The sequence below is a fragment of the Streptomyces sp. NPDC007189 genome, assembly GCF_040703635.1.
Taxonomy (GTDB): domain Bacteria; phylum Actinomycetota; class Actinomycetes; order Streptomycetales; family Streptomycetaceae; genus Streptomyces.
The window spans coordinates 185,668-206,291 of sequence record NZ_JBEYEY010000014.1; the positions used below are offsets into that span (position 1 = coordinate 185,668).

Genomic DNA, 20,624 nt, shown 5'->3' on the forward strand with positions numbered 1-20,624 from the left:
GTCGCGGGATGCGCAGCCGGGCGGCCCGACCTCTCGGCGTTGCAGCATTCGCCGCCGGGTGGCTCGACCCGCGGCGTCGCGGGATGCGCAGCCGGGCGGCCCGACCTCTCGGCGTTGCAGCATTCGCCGCCGGGTGGCTCGACCCGCGGCGTCGCGGGATGCGCAGCCGGGTGGTCCGACCTCTCGGCGTTGCAGCATTCGCCGCCGGGCGGCTCGACCTCTCGGCGTTGCGGCATTCGCCGCCGGGTGGCTCGACCCGCGGCGTCGCGGGATGCGCAGCCGGGCGGCCCGACCTCTCGGCGTTGCAGCATTCGCAGCGGGGCGCGAACCGCCCCCGAGGTATGCGCCGCCGGGCGGCTCGACCCGCGGCGTCGCGGGATGCGCAGCCGGGCGGCCCGACCCCGTGGCGTTGCAGCATCCGCGGCCGGGCGCGGCCCGCGCCCCGCGGCGCCGCGCCCGGCCGGCCCGGCTCAGTCCCGGTCGTCCTTGTCGGCCACCGGCCACTGCCCGGTGGACCGGGCGATCGCCTTCGCGCCCGTGCGGTTCACCGCGCTCTGCACCACCGCGAAGATCGCCCCCTGCACCGCCGCGGCCAGCAGGATCTCCCCCCACCCCCGGTCCGGGTCCAGCGCGTCCGGCGCCTCCTCCTCGTGCCGGAGCGTCATCCACGCCTTGCGGAAGGCCATACCGGCCAGCGCGCCGCTCGCCCAGCTGAGCACGAAACCGATCGGCTGGTAGACGAACGGAAGCTTCTTCTTCTTTGCCTTGCCCATATGTGACTCCTTCCTCGCCGGACGGCCCTCATGCGGGCCGTCCCTCGGGGGCCACCCGTTCGCCCGGGGGCACCGGTCCCGGCGGCGTACCGTCCCCGAACGGCCGTCCGCCCAGCTCCTCGCGGTGGTGCGGGCTCAGCCAGCCGGCCGGATCGGGGCCGAGCGGCACGATGCCGGTGGGGTTGATGCCGCTGTGCACCTGGTAGTAGTGCCGCTTGATGTGGTCGAAGTCGACCGTGTCACCGAACCCGGGGGTCTGGAACAGATCCCGGGCGTACGCCCACAGCACCGGGTGCTCCGCCAGCTTCCAGCGGTTGCACTTGAAGTGGCCGTGGTAGACGGCGTCGAACCGGACCAGCGTCGTGAACAGCCGGATGTCCGCTTCCGTGAGGGTGCCGCCGACCAGATACCGCTGTCCGGCCAGCCGGTCGGCGAGCAGTTCCAGCCGCCGGAAGACGCCCGCGCACGCCTCCTCGTACTCCTTCTGGTGCGTGGCGAACCCGGCCCGGTACACCCCGTTGTTCACGTCCTCGTACACCTCGGCCATCACCTGGTCGATCTCGTCGCGCCGGTCGGCCGGATACAGGTCGGGCGCGCCGGGGCGGTGCAGGGCCGTCCACTGCGTGGCCAGGTCGAGCGTCAGCTGCTGGTAGTCGTTGGTGACCAGCCGTCCGCTGGGCACGTCCACCACCGCGGGCACGCTGACCCCGCCCGGGTAACCGGTCTGGCGCCGGTCGTACGCCTCGCTCAGGAACCGGATGCCGAGCACCGGGTCCCGGCCGTCCGGGTCCAGGGTGAACCGCCAGCTGCGGTCGTCCTGGATCGGGTCGGCGACGGCCATCGACAGCGCGCCCTCCAGGCCCAGCAGCCGGCGGGAGATCACCGCCCGGCTCGCCCACGGACAGGCGCGCGAGACCACCAGCCGGTAACGGCCCGCCTCCACCGGCCAGCCGTCCCGTCCGTCGGCGGTGATCCGGTCCGTGAAGTGACTCCTGGACCGGCTGAACGTCTTGTGCCCGTAGGCCCGGTTGCCGTCGCCGCCCATGTCTCCTCCTCGCCGCTTGGCGCCCCTTCTGGCCAACACGTTCCCCGTTTTCCGCCGCCCGCACGGTGTGATCCGCCCGTCGGCGGGCAGTCGGCGTGAGATGAGCGGGACATCCTCCGAACGGGAACAGGCGACACGACCGGCCGCGGACGCGGGCCCGGCCGGCGCGCCCCACGCAGCGGACCACGGTCGGCACGGCCGCGACAGGCCCGGTACGGGCTCCGGGGGCGACCGGCACACCCGGGTCACCGTCCTGGTGGCGCTCGCCGCCAACCTGGTGATCGCCGTGGCCAAGGCGGCCGGCGGCGTCCTCGCGGGCTCGCCGGCCCTGCTGTCGGAGGCCGCGCACTCCGTCGCCGACAGCCTCAACGAGGTGTTCCTGCTGGCCGCGCTGCGCCGCAGCCGCCGCCCCGCGGACCGGCGGCACCCCTTCGGCTACGGCAAGGAACGCTTCTTCTGGTCCCTGCTCGCCGCCGTCGGCATCTTCGTCATGGGCGGCTGCTTCTCCTTCTTCCAGGGCGCCCAGGCGCTGCGCGAGGGCACCGAGGAGAAGTTCTCCGGCTATGTGGCGGGCCTGATCGTGCTGGGCGTGGCCCTCGTCGCCGAGGGCGTATCGCTGCTGCGGGCCCTGCACCAGGTGCGCCGGCAGGGCGGCGGCCTCGGCGCGCTGAGCGACCCGGCGCTGCGCACGGTGGTCGCCGAGGACGGCACGGCGGTGCTGGGCGTGACGCTCGCGCTCGCCGGGATGGGACTGCACATGGCGACGGGCCAGGTCGTCTGGGAGGCGTCCGCGTCGCTGGCGATCGGTGTCCTGCTGGTGTACGTCGCCTACCGGCTGGGCCGTGACGCCCGCGACCAGCTCATCGGGGAGGCCGTCGATCCGGATCTGAGCGCCCGGATCCGTGCGCGGCTCGAGGCTCAGCCGGAGATCGACAGCGTCGAGGCGCTGTTCACGATGAAGCTGGGTCTCGACTCCACCCTGGTGGCCGCCCGCATCGACCTGGTGCCGGGGCTGGAGAGCGAGCGGCTGGAGCGGGTCGCCGTACGCATCAAGCGGTCCCTGGCCCGGACGTTCCCCGAGGCCGGCCAGATCTTCCTGGACGTGACCGACCGGCCGGCCGGCGAGGCACGAGAAAGCCCCGCCGCGACGGGGGAACGCGGCGGGGCCTGACGCACGGGTGCCCGCCCCGGGGACGGTTCACACCTGTCCGGCGCGGATGTTTCCGCGTCCGGCCGGTTCCCGGCGCGCGTCAGCTCTCGTCGAAGGGCTCCAGCACGAAGACCGGGATCTCCCGCGAGGTCTTCTTCTGGTAGTCGGCGTACGGCGGGTACGCGGCGACCGCCCGCTCCCACCACACGGTCTTCTCCTCGCCGGTGACCTCACGGGCCCTCATGTCCCGCCTGACCGGCCCGTCCTGCAGCTCGACATGCGGATCGGACGTGATGTTGTAGTACCACACGGGGTGCTGGGGCGCGCCGCCCTGCGAGGCGACCAGGGCGTACCGCCCCTCGTGCTCGACCCGCATCAGCGGCGTCTTGCGGATCTTCCCGCTCTTCGCGCCCCGGGACGTCAGCACGACGACCGGCAGCCCGGTGTCCATCAACGTCGTGCCCTTCGTCCCGCCGGAGCTCTCGTACAGCTCGACCTGCTCGCGCACCCACTGGGTCGGGCTGGGCTCGTACTCGCCCTCAAGAGGCATGGATCCGTACCCTTCGTCGGTCCAACGGCTGTCTGCCATACGCATTCAACATCGGCGGCCCCGCGGATCATCCGCGCCGCCTGCGCCCGCATCGCCCGTTTCATCCTGCATGCCACTATGTGTGGCGGTATGGTCGTACGGCGGGGGCCGCGGGTTGCCCTGCCCGGCTGGCGCGTGGCGCGCCCCGGCCGGAATCCGATCCTCTGGACGCTCGTCTTCGGCCAGATCGCCCGTCTCACCGAACTGGCCGAACTTGACGTCGCCCCATAGATGCCCGAGGCATCTAATGAAGATCGGCACGACTCCTTCGTCTGCGAGGTCTTCCATGACGGAACTGACGGACCCCACCGGCCCGGCGACCCCGGCCGCCGCCGTCGCCTTCCCGCAGGACCGCACCTGCCCCTACCACCCGCCCACCGGATACCAGCCGCTGCGCGACGGGCGTTCCCTGTCCCGCGTCACCCTGTACGACGGCCGCGAGGTCTGGGCGGTCACCTCCTACGACACCGCCCGCGCGCTGCTCGCCGACCCCCGGCTGTCCACCGACCGCCGCCATCCCGACTTCCCCATCCCCGCCGAGCGGCTCGCCGGCATCCGCGACCGCCGCGTGGCGCTGCTGGGGCTGGACGACCCCGAACACCACCGGCAGCGGCGGATGCTGGTCCCGTCGTTCACCGTCAAGCGCGCGGCCCACTTGCGGCCGTGGATCCAGCGGACCGTGGACGATCTGCTCGACGCGATGATCGCGCAGGGACCGCCCGCCGAGCTGGTCTCCGCCTTCGCGCTGCCCGTGCCGTCGACGGTGATCTGCGGCCTGCTCGGAGTGCCGTACGCCGACCACGAGTTCTTCGAGGAGCAGTCCCGCAGGCTGCTGCGCGGCCCCAGGGCGGCCGACACGATCGCCGCCCGCGCCCGCCTGGAGGAGTACCTCGGCGGGCTGATCGACGACAAGGCGAAGCAGCCGGGGCCCGGCGACGGCATCCTCGACGACCTCGTCCACCAGCAGCTGCGCGACGGCGCGCTGGACCGCGCCGAAGTCGTCTCGCTGGCCCTCATCCTGCTGGTCGCCGGCCACGAGACGACCGCCAACATGATCTCCCTCGGCACCTTCACCCTGCTCCGGCACCCCGACCGGCTGGCCGAGCTGCGCGCCGACCCGGCGCTGCTGCCCGCCGCCGTCGAGGAGCTGATGCGGATGCTGTCCATCGCCGAGGGGATGCAGCGGGTGGCGCTGGAGGACATCGAGATCGCCGGCACCACCGTCCGGGCCGGCGAGGGCGTGCTCTTCTCCACCTCGGTGATCAACCGTGATCCGACCCGGTACGACGACCCCGACAGCCTGGACTTCCACCGGCCCTCCCGCCAGCACGTGGCCTTCGGCTTCGGGATCCACCAGTGCCTGGGCCAGAACCTGGCCCGCGCGGAGCTGGAGATCGCGCTCGGCAGCCTGCTGACCCGGCTGCCGGGGCTGCGCCTGGCCGTCCCGGCCGAGGACATCCCCTTCAAACGCGGCGACACGATCCAGGGGATGCTGGAACTCCCCGTGACCTGGTAAGAGGCTGACGCTCATGCACATCGACATCGACAAGGACGTCTGTATCGGCGCGGGTCAGTGCGCCCTCGCGGCGCCGGGCGTCTTCACCCAGGACGACGACGGCTACAGCACCCTGCTGCCCGGACGGGAGGACGGCGCGGGCGACCCGATGGTCCGGGAGGCGGCCCGCGCCTGCCCGGTCGGCGCGATCAAGGTGTCGGAGACCGCCGGCTGACCTCCCGGCCGGCGGCCGCCACCAGCGTCCGCGCCGCCTCGCGGGCCTCGGCCGCCGGCCGGGCGCTCCCGGTGACGCCGGCGCTCACCATGGCTCCCTCGGCCAGCAGGAAGAGGGGGCCGGTCAGCGCCGCCGGCAGCCCGGCCTCCCCCACCAGCGCGGCGAGACGGTCACGGAACGCCTCCTTGTGGGCCCGCACCTGGGCGGCGACCAGGGGCGAGACGGCGCCCAGCTCGCCGTGCGCGTTGATCCAGGCGCAGCCGCGGAACCCCTCCTCGCCGAACCACTCCTCCAGCCAGTCGAACACGGCCGGGATCCGCTCCCGCGGGTCCCGCCGCCGTGACACGTACGCGGTCAGACGCCCGCGCCAGCGCTCGTCCCGCCGCTCCAGCCAGGCCGCGACCAGCTGCTCCTTGGCGGGGAAGAGCTGGTAGAGGCGCTTGAGCGAGACCCCCGAGGCCGCGCGCAGCTCGTCGATGCCCACACACTGCACGCCCCGGGCGTAGAACAGCTTCTCGGCGGCGTCGAGCACCCGATCCCGGGCGGCCGCGCTGTCCATCGGCGACACCATCACTCCTCGGTCGGCTCCTGGCCGCGTCTCCTTGACCGGAGAACGCGCGTTCTCCTACGGTAGCGACCCTTCGGAGAACGCTCGTTCTCCGGTGCTGTCCGAGCCCAGGAGGAGACCATGGCCGACCGTCCGCCGCTGCCGCCGTTCACCCGCGAGACCGCCGCGCAGAAGGTCCAGGCCGCCGAGGACGCCTGGAACACCCGCGACCCGCACAAGGTGGCGCTCGCCTACTCCGAGGACTCCGTCTGGCGCAACCGCGACACCTTCCTGACCGGCCGCGCCGAGATCGTCGCGTTCCTCACCGCGAAGTGGGAGCGGGAGCTGGACTACGCGCTGCGCAAGGACCTGTGGGCCTTCGACGGCAACCGCATCGCCGTCCGCTTCCAGTACGAGTCCCACGACGCCGACGGCCAGTGGTGGCGCTCGTACGGCAACGAACTGTGGGAGTTCGACGAGCACGGCCTGATGACCCGGCGGGAGGCCAGCATCAACGACGTACGCATCGAGGAGAGCGAACGCCGCGTCCACGGGCCGCGCCCCGAGACCGAACGAGGGCTGTCCTTCCCGCTTCAGTAGGGTTCCCGGATGACCGAACAGGCCCGCACACCCTTTCTCTACGTCGTCGTCTGCGCCGCCGGGACCGCCGCGGGCGTCAGCAGGCTGATCACCGCCGCCCAGGAACGGGACTGGGAGGTCGGCGTCATCGCCACCCCCCTGGCCATGGGCGGCTTCTTCGACGGCGAGGCGGTGGCGGCGCAGACGGGCCGCCCGGTCCGCTCGGCCTGGCGCACCCCGGCCGACCCGCGCACCTTCCCGCCGCCGGACGCGGTCGTGGTGGCGCCCGCCACCTTCAACACCGTCAACAAGTGGGCGGCCGGTATCGCCGACACCCTCGCGCTCGGCAGCCTGTGCGAGGCCGTGGGACTCGGCATACCGGTCGCCGTGCTGCCCTGCGTCGCCGACGCGCTGGCCGCCCATCCCGCCTACCGGGACAGCGTGGCACGGCTGCGCGGGATGGGCGTCCGCTTCGGCGACCGGTACACCGGTGAGGCCGGGCCGGACGGCGTGCGGCCGGACTTCACCTGGGAACGGGCGCTGGATCTGCTCTAGCGGCAGGTCAGCGTCGGCCCCGCCAGCATGTTGCCGGTGAACATGTCCTGGCCCTTGGGCACCCAGTAGCCGAGCTTCGAGACCACCGTGGAGCACGTGGACCCGACGGTGAAGCGGACCTTCAGCTTCTCCGGGTGGCCGGGCTGCAGCTCGGTCACCGTGCAGTCCAGGGAGTGCGCCAGCCGGGCCTTCGACGGGTACCGGCCCACCAGCGGGTTGACGCAGCGCTTGTCGGCGGTGCCGATCCGCAGGCCCGTGCCCTCCTGGCCGATCATCCCCAGCCGCGCGTTGCCGTCGCCCTCGCCGCTGTCCCGGCGGATCGTGTAGGTCACGGTGGTCGTGGCGTTGCGGCGCAGCACGCTCCTGTCCACGGTGACGGAGTGCGTCGCCCTCGCCTTGGGCGCGGTCAGCGACACGGTGGCCCGCACCGTGCCCTTCAGGTCGACACCCGCGGGCGTCGACCGCACGCGCACGGTGGCGCTGATGTCGTAGGCGCCGGGCCCCGGGTACAGCCCCGAGCCGGGCAGCGTGCCGGTGCCGAGCGTCCTGCCCGACCGGACGGCCTTCCAGGTGCCCTCGGTGCGGCAGGCGTAGCGGACCCGGACGCCGGCGATCCGGCAGGTGGCCGGGGCCGTCACGTTGAACCTCGGGACGCCGGTGTCCGCGCACAGGCTGACCTCGGCCCGCTCACCGTGCGCGCCGTGCAGCGTCCCGGCGACCGAGCAGAGGGTCGCCGGGGACTCGGGCGCCGGTGCGGCGGCGGATTCGGCGCAGGCGGGCGTGACGAGGGCCAGCGACAGCAGCGCCGCTCCGGCCAGGGTTCTGACAGTGGGGGAACGCATCGGCACCGTGCTACCTCCGGGGCGGCCGGGACCGGCCGGATGCCGGTCGCCTGCCGCTGAGGATGAGCCGACAGTACGACGATCGCCCGGCTCCCACGCCGGACGGTCACCTGGGGGCAGCAACGGTCCGCCGCAGCGCGTCCTCAGCGGACCTCGCGGAGGTATCCCTCGCTCCCCGGAGCGGACACCGCCCTGTCCCGCCGTACGATGCTCAGCCGGCCACCCCAGTGGGCGACGGCCGAACGCAGACCGGATGCGGTGTACTCGACGTCCAGCACCCGGTCGTCGAACGCCTTCGCGTACACCCCGCACTCGTCGTACTGCCCGCACTCCTCGGTCACCGCGAAGTCCAGCCCGGCCCGGCGCCGCGCACCGGCCAGTCCGGCGGTGTTCTTCTGCGCCACCGCCAGATGCCGGGCGTGCGCATGGCGGGACAGCAGGGCCATGAAGGCGGTGGCGTCGGCGGCGGTGAGCAGGTGGCCGGAGCGGGTGAAGCTGTCGTAGTTGTCCGGCTCCACGGCGTCGAAGCCCTTCTCGGCGCAGCCGTCGATCCACCGGTTCACCCGCTCGGCCGCGCGTTCCCGCTTGGCCGGGGTGCGCAGGTCGAGCAGGGCCTCGTGCCAGTCCCCGTCGATCACGACCCGGCCGCGCGCGTCGCGCAGGAGCAGGCCGGCCGGCCAGGAGGCGCGCTCTTCGGGCTGGGCCTGGAAGGCGTTGACATAGCAGATGTTGTACAGGCCCCGCGCGGGGGAGTCGGAGCGGTCGCGGCTGACGATCCGCACGCCTTCGGGCGGGGGATAGGCGCCGCCGATCTGGTAGTCGAACCCGGCGTGACGCGGGGGCAGCCGCACCGCGGCGGACCACGCCTTGGGGGCGGAACCACCACCGGCACCGGAGTCGCAGCCGGCCAGCGCCGACACGGTGACGGTCAGGGCCACGGCCAGGGCGCCCGCGGACCTCCGGGAGCCCGCGGCGCGCAGCACACCCGTGCGGGGCACGTCCGCTCCCTCCTGCGCACGCCGGGCGGCGCGGCGCGTGGCAGGATCACATCGCCCGCGCGCCGGGATCGTCAAGTCGGCGGCCGGGCCACGCCGTAGGCTCGTGGGTGACCACCCTCCCGAACGCAGGAGCAGCGACGATGCAGTACGTGAAGCTCGGTTCGACGGGCCTGGACGTCTCGCGGATCTGTCTGGGCTGCATGACCTACGGCCTGCCCGACCGCGGCGTCCACGAGTGGACGCTCGACGAGGAGGCGTCCCGCCCGCTCATCCGGCAGGCGCTGGAGGCGGGCATCACCTTCTTCGACACCGCGAACGTCTACTCCGACGGCACCAGCGAGGAGATCGTCGGCAAGGCACTGCGCGACTTCGCCCACCGCGACGAGATCGTGCTGGCCACCAAGGTGAACGGCCGGATGCGGCCGGGCCCGAACGGGGCGGGGCTGTCCCGCAAGGCCATCATGGCCGAGATCGACCACAGCCTGCGCCGCCTCGGCACCGACTACGTGGACCTCTACCAGATCCACCGCTTCGACCACGCGACCCCCGTCGAGGAGACGATGGAGGCCCTGCACGACCTGGTCAAGGCCGGCAAGGTCCGCTACATCGGCGCGAGTTCGATGTACGCCTGGGAGTTCTCCAAGCTGCAGTACACCGCCGAGCGGCACGGCTGGACGAAGTTCGTCTCGATGCAGAACCACTACAACCTGCTCTACCGCGAGGAGGAGCGGGAGATGCTGCCGCTCTGCGCCGACCAGGGCGTCGGTGTGCTCCCGTGGAGCCCGCTCGCCCGGGGCCGGCTCACCCGCGACTGGGGCACGGTCACCGAGCGCAGCGCGAACGACAACTTCGGCAGCCGCCTCTACCTGGACAGCGACCGCTCCATCGTCGAGGCCGTCACCCGCATCGCGGGCGACCGGGGTGTGCCCCGCGCCCAGGTGGCCCTCGCCTGGCTGCTGCACCAGGACACGGTGGTGGCCCCGATCGTCGGCGCCGCCAAACCCCGCCACATCGAGGACGCGGTGGCGGCCGTGGAACTGGAGCTGACCGAGAAGGAGACCGAGGAGCTGCAGCAGCCCTACACCCCGCGCGCGATCAGCGGGCACTGAGGCCGCGGCGGCTCAGTGCGGCCCGTCGGGGCGGAACTCCGTGCCGCACGGACCCGCCCCCTCGCTCTCCGGCAGCGCCACCCGCTCCCCGGACATGGTCAGCGTCCGGTAGTACGCCCCGATCCGCTCGGCCGACCGGCCCACGTAGTGCCCGATGAAGGACCGCCGGAACCGGTCCGCCGTGCGGTTGGGGCCGGAGCCGTGCACCAGGCTGCCGTTGAAGAACAGCACGTCACCCGGCGCCAGATCCACCGGCACGGGCGTCAGCCCGGCCGGGGGCGGCACGTACTCGCGGGCGAACGACAGCTCCTCGTCGGCGAGTTCGGGACAGAACAGGTCCATCCGGTGGGTGCCCGGCACGACCTCGAGGCCGCCGTTGTCCCGGTCGATCCGCTCGCACGCCACCCACGCCGCCACACACGTCCCCGGCTCGACCCGCAGATAGAAGTTGTCCTGGTGCAGCGCCTGCCCCCGCGCGCCCGGCGGCTTGAAGTAGAACATGCTCTGCGCGGCCAGCACCTCCTCCCCGAACAGCGTCTCCAGCACCGCCCGCAGCCGGGCGTCCAGCAGGAACCGCCGTGCCACCGGGCTGAATTCGTGGGGCTGCATCACCCGGGGATACCGGCGCAGCGGGTCGGGGTCCGCCGGGCGCGGCGCGAAGCGGCCCGGCACCGGGCCGGCCGCGTGCAGCGCGGCGAACGCGGCGCACAGCCGCTCGGTCTCGGCCCGGCCGAACAGCCCGCGTACGACGGTGAATCCGTCCTCGTCGAACTGCCGGCGGAGCGCCTCGGGCAGGATGGCGCCGAAGTCCGTGGCTGTCATGGGTCCGCTCCCCGGGGTCAGGTGGTCACTCGTCCCCGACGCTAGGCCCGCGCGCCCGACGGGAGGATGCCCGTGCATGCTGAGGACCTGCCCCAGGCGGCTGCCGCCGCCGACCCGTCCCCGCCGCCGGGACTGGTGGTCACCGGGCGCTACGACCAGCGGCCGGGCTACGGCGTGAACCGGCCCCGGGGCTCGGCCAGTTGGCTGTTCACCTTCACCCTGGGCGGCGGCGGCCTGCTCCGGCAGGGTGCCGCCCGGGCCCGCGCCGGTGCCGGGGACCTCGTGGTGCTCGCTCCGGGCACCGGCCACCGCTACGCCGTCGCGCCCGGCGCCGGAGGCTGGCGGTTCTGGTGGACGCACTGCCAGGCCCGCCCGGCCTGGACGGGCTGGCTCGCCCCGTACGCCGTGTCCGACGGCCTGTACGCCGTCCCGTCCGTGCCCGGCGCCCTGCGCGGCCGGATCGAGGCGGCGTTCGCGCGGATGCTCGCCGACGCCCGCGGGCCGGCCGAGGGCACCCCGCCCGAGCCGGACCCGGTGGCCGTGGCGCACGGCAGCCTGGCCCGGGAACTGGCCCTGTGCGCACTGGAGGAGGTCGTCCTGCTCGCCGCCGGCGGCGCCCGGACGCCGTCGCCCGCACCGGACGCCGACGCCCGGGTGCGCCGCGCCGAGGAGCTGATCGCCGCCGACCCGGGCGCGCCGCACACCGTCCGCTCGCTCGCCGAGGGCGTCGCGCTGTCCCCGTCCCGCTTCGCCCACCTTTTCACGCTGCGCACCGGGCGGTCCCCGATGCGGGCGCTGCGCGAGGCCCGGCTGCGGCACGCGGCGCGGCTGCTGGAGGTCACCGACCTGACGGTGGAACGGGTCGCGGCGGCGAGCGGATTCAGCAGTCCCTTCCACTTCAGCCGGGTTTTCCGGGAACGGTACGGAGTGCCGCCCGGCGCCTACCGGGCGGGCGCACGGCGGTAAGGGGAGAAAAGGATTCTCCTGAATTCGCGTAAATAAGGAAGTCTGCCGGGTCTAATCGTCGATAATCGAGAGATCTCTTGTTCCGGCCTGTGCGCCTGTGCAAAAGTGTGGGCCGCTCCCGTACACCCCCCACGCTTCACGAGAGCCGCCTCAGGTGGACGTTCGGGCAGCCCCACCGCCTTCTCATACCGCTTGGTATGGACTAATTCCGTATCAGGTCTGGAGGAATGCAGTCGTGAATGAGGCAGGCCCGTCGGACGAGCAACTGAGCACCGAGCTGAAGAAGTGGACCAGAGGGACACCAGCGCTCCATCCGATCGGTGAACTGCTCGACCGGCACTGGGAAGCGGCCTTCGCCTACGCGCGGTTGTGCACGGACGGCACGCGCGCCGCCGGCATGCTCACCACCGCCGCCTTCACCCGGCTCTTCGGCGCCTCGCTGCGGCATTCCGGGCCCACGGCCGCCTGGCGGCCCCAGGTGCTGGTGGCCGTCCGCCGGATTGCGGCCGAGTGGGAGTCCGACGGCCGTCAGGAACTCCTCCACCCGGCGCTGCGGTCCGGCGCCGGCGGCCGGCGCGCCGCCGCCATGCTGCTCCCGCCGCCCGGCCGCCGGCTGCTGTCCCGCGCGTTCCAGCGGGTGCCCCAGGCGTCGCGCGCCGTGCTCTGGCACACGGAGGTCGAGGGCGAGCCGATCGACGTGCCCGCTGCCCTGCTCGGCCTGGACCCGGAGGACGCCGAGATCGAGCTGCGCCGGGCCCGGGAACGGCTGCGCGAGGAGTGCCTCCAGGCCCACCGCGAACTCGCCCCCGACGACGAGTGCCGGCGCTATCAGCGCATGCTCGACGTGACGTTCCGGCGCGGCGGCGCCGACATCGACCCCGACCTGCGCGAACACCTGGGCCGCTGCGGCCACTGCGCCCGGACCGCCGACCAACTCGCCGCGTTCACCAGGGGCCTGGGCCTCGCCCTCGCCGAGGCAGTCCTCGGTTGGGGCGCACAGGCCTACGTCGACGCCCGCACCCACCGCACCGAGGAACCGGCGCAGACGCCCCCGGGCGCCGAGTCCGTCGCGCCTCCGTCCGGCGAGGCCTTCACGGAGCCGCCGCACCCGGGCGGTTCCGCCGGGGCCAAACACCGAGGCGGGGCGCCCACCGGCGGAGACGGCCCTGCCGAGCGCCCACGCGGGCGTGGCGACACGGGGCTCACACGCCGGTGGCGCTCCGGTGAGCCGACGGGCTCCAGCGATTCCGACTCGCCGGGTGCGGGCGCTTCCACCGCCCCGACGGGCGAGGGCGGCCCCACCACGCCCGGACGCCGGCGTGGCTCCGCCGGGCCCGCGCGCCTTGGCGGTTCCGGTGCCGGGTTCATGGGGGCTGGCGGTTCCGGTGTGTTCGGGCGGCGGGGGGATGCCGAGGAGCTGTCGGGCGGGGCTGATACCGGTGGGCCCGGGCGTCGGGGTGGTTCGGCCGGGTTCATGGGGGCTGGCGGTTCCGGTGTGTTCGGGCGGCGAGGCGATTCCACCGCCCTGACGGGCGAGGGCGGCCCCGCCGAGCGCGGGCGTCGGGCTGGGTCGGCCGGGCCGGCGCGCCTTGGCGGTTCCGGTGTGTTCGGGCGGCGGGGGGATGCCGAGGAGCTGTCGGGTGGGGGTGATACCGGTGGGCCCGGGCGTCGGGATGGCTCGGTCGGATCCGTGCGCCGGGGTGACTCCACCGACACCGCGCGTCGGGGTTCGTCCGCAGGGCCCACGCGGCGTGCCGCCTCCGTCGGAGCCCTGCGCCGTCCCGGCGCCGCTGATTCCCCGGGCCGCCGCGGTGCCGACGGAGCTGCGGTCGGTCCCGGGGATGCCGTGCCCTCGGGGCGGTCGGCGTTGCGGGCCGCGCGGGCTCGGCGGGCCCGGCGGCGGAATGTCGCTCTGGCCGTCGTCACCGTGAGCGGGCTGGTCGCGCTGCCGTTGGTGCTGTGGTCGGTGCTCGGGTCCGGTGACGGGGCGGGCCCGGCCGGCGGCGGGGCGGCTTCCCCGGCGCCGGGGAAGGGCGCCGGGAGTCCGTCCTGGGCCGGGGCGAACCCGGCGGGGCAGGGCGTCCTGCACGGCCGGCTGCGCAACCTCGGCTCCGGACTGTGCGTCGGCGTCGTCGGGAAGAAGGCCGTCAAGGGCGCCGAGACCGAACTCGCCGCATGCTCCGCGACCCCGGCTCAGCAGTGGACGTACGAGACCGACGGGTTGCTGCGCAGCTCCGCCGCCCCGGAACTGTGCCTCGACTCGCACCTCGGCTACTCGGTCCGCCTCGCCCCCTGTTCGGCCACCGGCGAGGCGGCCAGGAACATCCGGTACGACTTCACCCTCCAGGGCGCCCTGATACCCCGCTGGAACCAGGATCTCGCCCTCACCCCGGCCGCCACCGACGGCTCCGGCGCCCTGGTGGTCAAGGACCGCGCCCCCGGCGCCGCCCAGCGCTGGTCCGTCGACGCCGCCAAGACCGACCTGCAGATGCAGAACGTCAACTGGGACAGTGACAGCACCCCGTCGCCGGCCGGCACCTCCCGCCGGACGACGACCGCCCCCAGGGCTTCCCGCACCACTTCACCGCCGGCCCCGAAGCCCGCGGCGACCGGGTCCGGCCCGTCCGCGACGCCGTCGGCCACGTCCGACCCGTGCTCCGCGTACCCGTACTTCTGCGGCTGGGGCGGCGGCGGGTACGGAGGTTACGGAGACGGCGGGGGCTACGGCGGCGGGCGCCACCGGCGCTGACTCAGGGACGGTGCGGTGGTGGCGGCGGGATCGTGCCCAGCGCCGGAGCCGGCTCCGGCCACACCAGCAGCACCGGGCAGGGCGCGTGGTCGACGGCGAACCGGGCCGCCGGGCCGAGGCTCTTCGGCCCGAGCCGGGACCGGTCGCCGTCCCGGGCCAGCACCAGCAGATCGGCGCCCTCCGCCGCGGCCACCACCTCCCGTTCGACCCGGCCCGAGCGCTCCTCGCGGGCGCAGGGCCGGCCCAGCCGCTGTGCCGCCGCGTCCAGCAGTTCGGCCGCCGAGGCCCCGCCGAGCGCCTCGAGCAGGTCGCCCGGATCGCGCTCCGGGTGGCCCCGGCCGAGCAGCCCGGCGTACGCGCCGTGCGCCACCCCCGGCACCTCCGGCGCGCTGACGTGCAGCAGCACCACCTCGGCGGTGTCCGGCGCATGGCGGCGCACCGCGTCCACGCAGGCGGGCCAGGTGCCCTCGACGAGCCAGGCGATCACACGCATTCCAGTCGGCCTCCCCAGACGTCGCACACCCGGTCAGAAAACCTGAAGCGACCCCCACAGTGCCACCACCGCGACGGCCAGCGAGGACGGCACGGCGAGCAGGCCGAGCCGGGTGAACTCCCCGAGGTCCACGTGCTGGTCGTGCTGGTGCACGATCCGCCGCCACAGCAGCGTGGCCAGCGACCCGGCGTAGGTCAGGTTGGGGCCGATGTTCACGCCGAGCAGCACGGCCAGCACCGCCCCCGGCCCGGCCGGCGCGGCCAGCGGCAGCAGCACCAGCACCGCGGGCAGGTTGTTGATCAGGTTCGCCAGGACGGCGGCCAGCGCGGCGACGCCCAGCAGGGCGGGCAGTCCCGTGCCGCCGGGCACCACGTGCCCGAGCACGTCGGCGAGTCCGTTGTCGACGACCGCCCGCACCACCACGCCCAGCGCCAGGACGAACGCGAGGAACGAGGGGGCCGCGGCCCGTACCACGGTCAGCGGGGTCGCCCTGCGCCGCACCAGCGCCCGTCCCGCGAGCACCAGCGCGCCCGCCGCCGCGACCCAGGCCGGCTCCACGCCGAACGCCGACGCCACCACGAACCCCGCCAGCGTGCAGCCGACGGTCACCAGCGCGAACAGCGGCAGCCGCGGCCCCGCACCGGTGTCCCGGGCAGGCGGTGCCGCCGCCGCGAGGTCACGGGCGAAGAACCGCCGGAAGACCGCGTACTCGGCGCCGATCGCCACCAGCCACGGCAGCGCCATCAGCGCCGCGAACCGGGTGAAGCTCAGCCCGCTCGCCGCGAACGCCAGCAGGTTCGTCAGATTGGACACCGGCAGCAGCAGGGACGCCGTGTTCGACAGATGCGTACAGGCGTAGACGTGGGGTTTGGGCCGTACGCCGGTCCGCGCGGCGGTGGCGAAGACCACCGGGGTGAGCAGCACGATCGTGGCGTCCAGGCTGAGCACGGCGGTGATGGCGGAGGCCAGCGCGAACACCGCCGTCAGCAGCCGCACCGGACGGCCCCGCGCCCACTGCGCCATCCACGCCCCGCACGCCTGGAACAGCCCCTCCACGTCGCAGAAGTGGGCGAGCACCAGCACCGCCGCCAGAAACCCGACGACCGGCCCGAGCCGCTCCGCCTCGGCCCGGGCGTGGCCGAGCGAGATCGCCCCGGTGGCCACCGCGACACCGGCGGCGGGCACGGCCATGACCGCCTCCGGCCATCCGAAGGGCCGTACGACGGCCCAGGCGAGGACGGCGACGAGCAGGACGGCGGACAGGGCCTCGGCGAGCGGGGTGTTCAGGGCGGGTCCTTCCGGAACGGATCAGCTGGTGCCCGCCCATGAAAACAGACCCCGCCCGTCAAACAGACGATGCCGGACGCGCTACGGCGCCTTGCTGCCCGCCGCGCCCAGGAAGTCCGCCCAGCCGCCCGCCGGGGTCTGCCCCGGTACCAGCGTGCGCAGTGTGCGCAGCACCGCCGGGTCCTGGGCCTCCAGCCAGTGCACGAGCTGCTTGAAGGACACGAACCGCACGTCGTCGCCGTACGCGGCCATCTTCCCGATGGCCTCCTCGACGGCGTCCATGTAGATGCCGCCGTTCCAGCGCTCGAAGTGGTTGCCGATGAAGAAGGGAGCGCGGTTGGTCGTGTACGCCCGCTCGAAACCGGCGACATAGGCGTCGCGGGCCTGGGTGCGCCAGGCGTCGTACTGGGCGCGGTCGCCGTTCGGGTTGCCGCCCGACTGGTTGAACATCATGTTGTAGTCCATCGACAGTACCTGGAAGCTGTGCCCGGGGAACGGTATGGACTGCAGCGGGAAGTCCCAGATCTTCCCGCCCTGCACCTTGCCCGGCCAGATCTGCAGTCCGCCGGGGGAGCTGGCGTCGTACTTCCAGCCGAGGGCGGCGGCCGTGGGCAGCAGGCTGGACTGGCCCTCCAGGCAGGGGGTGCGGCCGCCGGTCAGCTCCTTGCGGTAGTCGAAGGGGAGCGGCTCCAGGTCGGTGAAACCGGTGTTGGTCTTCCAGTGGGTCACGAAGTCGACGGCCTGGTCGATCTCGCTGCGCCACTCGGCCGGGGACCAGTTGCGCACGCCGGTCGCGCCGCAGAAGTGGCCGTTGAAGTGGGTGCCGATCTCGTGGCCCTCCAGCCAGGCCGCGCGGACCTGCTGGAGGGTGGCGTGGATGTGCCGGTCGGCGAGGTAGCCGATGGCGGAGGCGCCGACCGGGTGCTGCGGCGGGCGGTACAGGTGCTTCTTGGACTCGGGCAGCGTGTAGATGCCGCTGAGGAAGAAGGTCATCTTGGCGCCGTGGTCGGCGGCGACCTTGCGGAACCGGGAGAACAACTGGTTGCTCAGCTCGCCCGCGCCGTCCCAGGAGAACACCACGAACTGCGGGGGCTTCTGGCCCGGCTTCAGCCGGTCGGGCGCCGGCTGGTGCGGCTGGGGGCCGGTGTCGGCCGTGGAGCCGTCGCCGATCGGCTTCACCGGCCGTGCCTGGGCGGTGCCCTTGCCGTCCGCCGGGCCGCCGACCGAGAGGCCGGTGCCGGAGGAGCACGCGGCCAGCGTGCCCAGGGCGCCCGCCGCCGCGCCCGCCGTCAGCACCCGCCTGCGCGATATCCCGCTCATCTTCTCCCCGATTTCCTTCTTCACGGCCCCCGCGGGGCCGCCTCGCCGGTGTGGTCGACGGGTTCGATGACGGGTGCCGGGGGAAAGATCGCGAGCTACGGCGCCTGTTGCGGTCCTGTGACAGTTGTGGCCCGAGCATGACGAACCCCGCTGCCCGGGGAGTGCGGCAGCGGGGTTCTCGGTGTGTGCCGGGAACGGGTCAGGGAGCCGTGCCGGGGCTGAACACCGACAGGAAGACGGACGAGGAGTTCCCGGAGACGGGCACCGCTCCGCCCGTCCAGGCGACCTTCAGCGAGTCGCGCTCGTCCGGCGGGGTGACCAGCAGCGCGGCCGGGGTGGCCGTCCTGGCGCCGCTGACGCCGGGGTTGGAGAAGGTCAGCCCGGCCCAGGCGCTCTGCCCCGGCCTGAGCGTGATCGTCGTAGGGGAGCCCGACTCACGCTTGGGGTCCGCGCCGAGCTGCGTGCCGGAGGCGCTCACGAACGCCGCGCCCGGGAAGCCGCGCACGGTGCAGGTCCGGCCGGACCTGTTGGTGAGGACGACCGGGAAGTTCTCCTGGCCGGCGCCCGGGTCGTTGCGGCCCACCGAGGCGCGCAGCTCGGAGGTGTGGCAGCGGGCGCTCGTCGCCGCCGCGGTCGTACCGCCGCCGCTCGCCGAGGGGGTGGTCCCCTTCGGCGCGGAGGGCGAGACGGCGCCGCTGGGCGCGGCGGACGCGGCCGACGTGGCGGACCCGGAGGACCCCGGGGTCTTCGTGGTGCCCGTCGCCGGCGCCGCCGTACCGGAGGCCGTGATCGGTGGGTTGCTGTGGACGTCCTTGCCGTTGCCGCAGGCGGTCAGGAGGCCCAGCACGGCGACCGTGCCCACGAGCAGGGCCCCGTGCCGCGCGGACCGGGGTGTGTACACCATGTCGCTCCACACTCCTGGATGGTCACGGCACGCGACGGACCGCGTGCCTCATGGCGCCGAGTGCGCCGTCCACACACCTCCGATGCGCGCGACGCCGGAAAAGTTCGGCACACACAGGGATTCTCTTCCCCGCCGTGACCCTCCGCAGCCGCCCGTCAGGACCCGCTCAGCGAACGGAGTATCCGCTCGGTGGCGTCGCCGTCGCCCCGCTGGCGCACCTGCACGTACACCTGCGGCTGCGCCGCGCCGTCCGCCGGGCGCAGCGCGGACTCGGTGACCGAGCCGCCGTCCGGGCAGCCGCTCCAGGCCCGCACCAGGCCGCGCCATCGGGTGTCGGAGAAGGTACGGCTGCCGGAGTAGCGGCAGCCGGTGTGGGTGAGGGCCTTCACCCTCGCGGTGACGTCGCCGTGCTCGCTCAGGCCGGCGAAGACGCCGTCCACCGCCGCGCCCAGGTCGGGCCACCGGCTCAGGTCGTCGGCGACCACCAGGCCCGGTTCGTGGCCCTTGGCGAGCCCCAGCGCGCCCGGGTCCCAGCCGGAGTCGCGCAGCTCGCGGCCGAAACCCGCCGGCACCTCGACCGCCACCCGCCCGGTCGAGTCCGTCACCCGCACCTGGTCCGGGGAGCCGCCGGGGCGGAGGAGCACGGTCACCACCGCCGCGGCCACCACGGCGGCGGTGACCGCGGCCAGCGACAGCGTCAGCGCGTTCAGCCGGCCGCGCACACCGTCCAGCCGGCGCCCCGGCCGGGGCGCCGGCGCCCCCGCCGCCAGCCGGTCCAGCTCGTCGGCGAACGCCTGCGCGCCCGGCCAGCGGCGCGCCCGGTCCGGCTCCAGTGCCCGCAGCAGCGCCCGCTCCACGGCCTCGCCGAGGTCCGGCCGCAGCCGCCGCGGCGGTACGACCCTGCCGGGCGGGCCCGGCACGCTCCCGGTGACCAGCTCGTAGCCCACCGCGCCCAGGCTGTAGACGTCGGCCCGCTCGTCTATGCCCTCGCCGGGCTGGGCCTGCTCCGGCGGCTGATAGCCCGCCGAGCCCGCGGCCAGCGTCAGCACCGAGGCCTGCGCGAGGCTCTTGGCGAGCCCCAGGTCGGCCAGCAGCACCCGCCGGGTGCCGTCCGGGGCGGTGTGCAGCAGCACATTGGTCGGCTTGATGTCCCGGTGCACGATCCCCGCCTCGTGCAGCGCGGCGGCGGCCCGGGCGGCCTCCGCCGTCAGCGCCAGCGCGTGCCCCACCGGCAGCGGTCCGCCGGCCAGCAGGTCGGCGAGGGTGCCGCCGGCGGCGTACTCCATCACGAAGTACGGCCTGCCGTCGGGGAGTTCACCGATGTCGTAGACCTGCACCACCCGGCTGGAGCCGGCCCGGCGCAGCAGCCGGGCCTCGGACAGGAAGCGGTCCCGGATGTCGAGCCGGTGCGCCCAGTTGTCGGCGAGGACCTTCACCGCGACCGGGGCCTGGAGCTCGTCGTCGTGGGCGAGCCACACCGTGGCGAAGGCGCCGGTGCCCAGCGGCCGTTCGAGGCGGTAGCGGCCGATCCGCCCTGGGGAGTGCATAGGACTATCATGCCTGGCCTGAGATCGACTCGAAGGGGGACCCTGGTGCTGGACCAGGCGCTGACGGAAGACCTCGCCCGGCGGGCCGCCGCCGGCGACAGCGCGGCCCTGGACCGGCTGCTCACCCAGATCCGGCCCGAGGTGGTGCGCCGCTGCGGGCGCTTCCTGCCGTGCCGGGAGGACGCCGAGGAGGCCGCGCAGGACGTGCTGCTCCAGGTGGCCCGGCACATCTCCCGCTTCGAGGGCCGCAGCCGCTTCAGCACCTGGCTGTACACGGTGGTCGCCAACTGCTGCCGGCAGAAGTACCGCGAGCTGAAGCGGCGGGCCGCCGAGCAGCCGGCCGCCATCGAGCCCTCGTACGCCGTCGACCCGCGCACCACCAGCGTCATCGCGGGCTCCCGGGTGGACCTGCTGGAGGCGCTGGACCGGCTGGAGCGGACCCATCCGCACCTGGTCGCGCCGCTGGTCTACCGGGACATCTGCCAGCTGGACTACGCCGAGGCCGCCGAACGCGTCGGCATCCCCCTCGGCACCCTGAAGTCGCGCCTGCACGAGGCCCGCAAGCAGGTGCGCCCCTGGCTGGCGGGCGGCTGAGCAGCCTGCCGCGGGGCGGGTCCCA

The 20,624-nt window shown here is 74.1% G+C and carries 22 protein-coding genes; 9 read left to right on the plus strand and 13 right to left on the minus strand.

Features of this window, described 5'->3' with window-relative positions; translation table 11 throughout:
* Window positions 1-470: 470 nt before the first annotated feature.
* On the minus strand, window positions 471-773 hold the full coding sequence (locus AB0950_RS27180) for a DUF4235 domain-containing protein (protein ID WP_360148801.1): 303 nt from the start codon (window positions 771-773) through the stop codon (window positions 471-473).
* A 28-nt stretch (window positions 774-801) separates the two neighbouring features.
* On the minus strand, window positions 802-1,818 hold the full coding sequence (locus AB0950_RS27185; RefSeq protein WP_360148798.1) for a glutathione S-transferase C-terminal domain-containing protein: 1,017 nt from the start codon (window positions 1,816-1,818) through the stop codon (window positions 802-804).
* Window positions 1,819-1,918: 100 nt separating this feature from the next.
* Here AB0950_RS27185 and AB0950_RS27190 point away from each other — a divergent pair, with 100 nt between their 5' ends.
* Window positions 1,919-2,989, plus strand: a complete 1,071-nt coding sequence (locus AB0950_RS27190) for a cation diffusion facilitator family transporter (protein ID WP_366779601.1) — start codon at window positions 1,919-1,921, stop codon at window positions 2,987-2,989.
* Between the two features lie 79 nt (window positions 2,990-3,068).
* On the opposite strand, the gene AB0950_RS27195 is transcribed toward AB0950_RS27190, so the two are convergent.
* A complete protein-coding gene (locus AB0950_RS27195; protein WP_360148792.1) occupies window positions 3,069-3,518 on the minus strand; it encodes a nitroreductase family deazaflavin-dependent oxidoreductase in 450 nt (149 codons plus the stop codon).
* A 45-nt stretch (window positions 3,519-3,563) separates the two neighbouring features.
* A complete protein-coding gene (locus tag AB0950_RS27200) occupies window positions 3,564-3,845 on the minus strand; it encodes a hypothetical protein (protein ID WP_366779602.1) in 282 nt (93 codons plus the stop codon).
* Between AB0950_RS27200 and AB0950_RS27205 the strand changes: the two genes are divergently transcribed.
* Complete coding sequence (locus tag AB0950_RS27205) at window positions 3,844-5,073, plus strand: cytochrome P450 (protein WP_366779603.1); 1,230 nt, start codon at window positions 3,844-3,846, stop codon at window positions 5,071-5,073. The genes AB0950_RS27200 and AB0950_RS27205 overlap by 2 nt on opposite strands.
* Before the next feature lie 13 nt (window positions 5,074-5,086).
* Entirely contained in the window at window positions 5,087-5,287 is a 201-nt protein-coding gene (locus AB0950_RS27210) for a ferredoxin (RefSeq protein ID WP_360148783.1), read from the plus strand.
* On the opposite strand, the gene AB0950_RS27215 is transcribed toward AB0950_RS27210, so the two are convergent.
* Window positions 5,262-5,846: a TetR/AcrR family transcriptional regulator gene (locus AB0950_RS27215; protein WP_360149777.1), complete on the minus strand. Its 585-nt coding sequence runs from the start codon at window positions 5,844-5,846 to the stop codon at window positions 5,262-5,264. The genes AB0950_RS27210 and AB0950_RS27215 overlap by 26 nt on opposite strands.
* Before the next feature lie 129 nt (window positions 5,847-5,975).
* Here AB0950_RS27215 and AB0950_RS27220 point away from each other — a divergent pair, with 129 nt between their 5' ends.
* Window positions 5,976-6,434: a nuclear transport factor 2 family protein gene (locus AB0950_RS27220; RefSeq protein WP_360148780.1), complete on the plus strand. Its 459-nt coding sequence runs from the start codon at window positions 5,976-5,978 to the stop codon at window positions 6,432-6,434.
* Window positions 6,435-6,443: 9 nt separating this feature from the next.
* The gene (locus AB0950_RS27225) at window positions 6,444-6,968 is read left to right on the plus strand and encodes a flavoprotein (protein WP_366779604.1); all 525 of its coding nucleotides are present in this window, start codon (window positions 6,444-6,446) and stop codon (window positions 6,966-6,968) included.
* Here AB0950_RS27225 and AB0950_RS27230 read toward each other — a convergent pair.
* Both AB0950_RS27230 and AB0950_RS27235 read right to left on the minus strand, forming a co-directional pair.
* Entirely contained in the window at window positions 6,965-7,810 is an 846-nt protein-coding gene (locus AB0950_RS27230; protein ID WP_366779605.1) for a hypothetical protein, read from the minus strand. The genes AB0950_RS27225 and AB0950_RS27230 overlap by 4 nt on opposite strands.
* A 143-nt stretch (window positions 7,811-7,953) precedes the next feature.
* Window positions 7,954-8,808 carry an endo alpha-1,4 polygalactosaminidase gene (locus tag AB0950_RS27235; RefSeq protein ID WP_360148771.1) on the minus strand — a complete coding sequence of 285 codons (855 nt, stop codon included), beginning with the start codon at window positions 8,806-8,808 and terminating at the stop codon, window positions 7,954-7,956.
* Window positions 8,809-8,948: 140 nt separating this feature from the next.
* Here AB0950_RS27235 and AB0950_RS27240 point away from each other — a divergent pair, with 140 nt between their 5' ends.
* Window positions 8,949-9,917 carry an aldo/keto reductase gene (locus AB0950_RS27240; RefSeq protein WP_366779606.1) on the plus strand — a complete coding sequence of 323 codons (969 nt, stop codon included), beginning with the start codon at window positions 8,949-8,951 and terminating at the stop codon, window positions 9,915-9,917.
* A gap of 12 nt (window positions 9,918-9,929) precedes the next feature.
* Here the strand turns inward: AB0950_RS27240 and AB0950_RS27245 are convergent, their stop codons facing one another.
* Window positions 9,930-10,739 (minus strand): phytanoyl-CoA dioxygenase family protein, encoded by an 810-nt coding sequence (locus AB0950_RS27245; protein ID WP_360148765.1) that lies wholly within the window; start codon window positions 10,737-10,739, stop codon window positions 9,930-9,932.
* A gap of 66 nt (window positions 10,740-10,805) precedes the next feature.
* Here AB0950_RS27245 and AB0950_RS27250 point away from each other — a divergent pair, with 66 nt between their 5' ends.
* Complete coding sequence (locus AB0950_RS27250; protein WP_360148762.1) at window positions 10,806-11,705, plus strand: helix-turn-helix domain-containing protein; 900 nt, start codon at window positions 10,806-10,808, stop codon at window positions 11,703-11,705.
* 235 nt (window positions 11,706-11,940) lie between these two features.
* On the plus strand, window positions 11,941-14,454 hold the full coding sequence (locus AB0950_RS27255; RefSeq protein ID WP_366779607.1) for a ricin-type beta-trefoil lectin domain protein: 2,514 nt from the start codon (window positions 11,941-11,943) through the stop codon (window positions 14,452-14,454).
* A gap of 1 nt (window position 14,455) precedes the next feature.
* Here the strand turns inward: AB0950_RS27255 and AB0950_RS27260 are convergent, their stop codons facing one another.
* The 5 genes from AB0950_RS27260 to AB0950_RS27280 form a co-directional block, all read right to left on the minus strand.
* A complete protein-coding gene (locus tag AB0950_RS27260; RefSeq protein ID WP_360148756.1) occupies window positions 14,456-14,947 on the minus strand; it encodes a universal stress protein in 492 nt (163 codons plus the stop codon).
* Between the two features lie 33 nt (window positions 14,948-14,980).
* A complete protein-coding gene (locus AB0950_RS27265; protein WP_366779630.1) occupies window positions 14,981-16,234 on the minus strand; it encodes an SLC13 family permease in 1,254 nt (417 codons plus the stop codon).
* Between the two features lie 81 nt (window positions 16,235-16,315).
* Window positions 16,316-17,554 (minus strand): hypothetical protein, encoded by a 1,239-nt coding sequence (locus AB0950_RS27270; RefSeq protein WP_360148753.1) that lies wholly within the window; start codon window positions 17,552-17,554, stop codon window positions 16,316-16,318.
* A gap of 199 nt (window positions 17,555-17,753) precedes the next feature.
* Window positions 17,754-18,458 carry a DUF4232 domain-containing protein gene (locus AB0950_RS27275; protein WP_360148750.1) on the minus strand — a complete coding sequence of 235 codons (705 nt, stop codon included), beginning with the start codon at window positions 18,456-18,458 and terminating at the stop codon, window positions 17,754-17,756.
* A 155-nt stretch (window positions 18,459-18,613) separates the two neighbouring features.
* The gene (locus AB0950_RS27280; RefSeq protein WP_360148747.1) at window positions 18,614-20,005 is read right to left on the minus strand and encodes a serine/threonine-protein kinase; all 1,392 of its coding nucleotides are present in this window, start codon (window positions 20,003-20,005) and stop codon (window positions 18,614-18,616) included.
* A 45-nt stretch (window positions 20,006-20,050) separates the two neighbouring features.
* On the opposite strand from AB0950_RS27280, the gene AB0950_RS27285 reads away from it, so the two are divergent.
* Entirely contained in the window at window positions 20,051-20,599 is a 549-nt protein-coding gene (locus tag AB0950_RS27285; protein ID WP_360574509.1) for an RNA polymerase sigma factor, read from the plus strand.
* Window positions 20,600-20,624 lie beyond the last annotated feature (25 nt).